At 74.4% G+C, this 1522-nt stretch carries 1 protein-coding gene; it reads left to right on the forward strand.

The genetic code is table 11. From position 1 onward, the window contains the following. The coding region (locus ABZ371_RS32530; RefSeq protein WP_358686524.1) for a cobaltochelatase subunit CobN at nucleotides 1-1453 on the forward strand (1453 nt) is incomplete at its 5' end. Nucleotides 1454-1522 lie beyond the last annotated feature (69 nt).

Below are 1522 nucleotides of genomic sequence, written 5' to 3' on the forward strand. Positions count from 1 at the left end.
CGCCGCCGACGAGACCGAGGAGCGGGCCCGCGCGCTCGTCCAGGCCATGGACGACGCGGACTGGGACCCGGCGGCCGTCGCCGGTGTGGCGGCGGGCCACCCGCGGGCCGTCGCCGACATCCTCGACTTCGCCGCCCGCGAGGTCGTGCCCCGCCTCGCCGCGACGACCGACGAGCTCGACCACGCGGTCCACGCGCTGAACGGCGGCTTCGTCCCCGCGGGCCCGTCCGGATCGCCGCTCCGCGGCCTGGTCAACGTCCTGCCGACCGGCCGCAACTTCTACTCCGTCGACCCCAAGGCCGTCCCCTCCCGCCTCGCCTGGGAGACCGGCCAGGCCCTCGCCGAATCGCTCCTGGAGCGCTACCGCGCCGACAACGGCGACTGGCCCACCTCGGTCGGCCTCTCCCTGTGGGGCACGAGCGCGATGCGCACCGCGGGCGACGACATCGCCGAGGCCTTCGCCCTGCTCGGCGTCCGCCCCGTCTGGGACGACGCCTCTCGCCGTGTGACGGGCCTGGAGCCGATCCCGTACGAGGAGCTGGGCCGCCCCCGCATCGACGTCACGCTGCGCATCTCCGGCTTCTTCCGGGACGCCTTCCCGCACACCATCGGCCTGCTCGACGACGCGGTGCGCCTGGCCGCCTCCCTCGACGAGCCCGCCGAGCGGAACTTCGTGCGGGCCCACACCCAGGCCGACCTGGCCGAGCACGGCGACGAGCGGCGGGCCACCACCCGCATCTTCGGGTCCCGGCCGGGGACGTACGGGGCCGGGCTCCTCCAGCTCATCGACTCCCGCGACTGGCGGACGGACGCCGACCTCGCCGAGGTGTACACGGTGTGGGGCGGTTACGCCTACGGCCGTGAACTCGACGGGCGCCCGGCCCGTGACGAGATGGAGACCGCCTACAAGCGGATCGCGGTGGCGGCGAAGAACACCGACACCCGCGAGCACGACATCGCGGACTCGGACGACTACTTCCAGTACCACGGCGGCATGGTCGCGGCCGTACGGGCACTGAAGGGCACGGCCCCCGAGGCCTACATCGGCGACTCGACCCGCCCGGAGACGGTCCGCACCCGGACCCTGGTCGAGGAGACCTCCCGCGTCTTCCGCGCCCGGGTGGTCAACCCGAAGTGGATCGAGGCGATGCGCCGCCACGGCTACAAGGGCGCCTTCGAGCTCGCCGCGACGGTCGACTACCTCTTCGGGTACGACGCGACGACCGGCGTGGTCGCCGACTGGATGTACGACAAGCTGACCGAGACGTACGTCCTGGACCCGGCGAACCGCGCGTTCCTCCAGCAGGCCAACCCGTGGGCCCTGCACGGGATCGCCGAGCGCCTCCTGGAGGCCGAGTCCCGCGGCATGTGGGCCAAGCCGGATCCCGCCGTGCTCGAAGCCCTGCGCCAGGTCTTCCTGGAGACCGAGGGCGACCTGGAGGGCGAGGACTGAGCGCCGAGGGGGGCGGGGCGGGGGGGCCCGCCCCCCCCGCCCCCCCCCCCCCGGGCGGCGCTCAGCCAG

This window comes from Streptomyces sp. NPDC005899 (assembly GCF_040629645.1).
Lineage (GTDB): Bacteria > Actinomycetota > Actinomycetes > Streptomycetales > Streptomycetaceae > Streptomyces.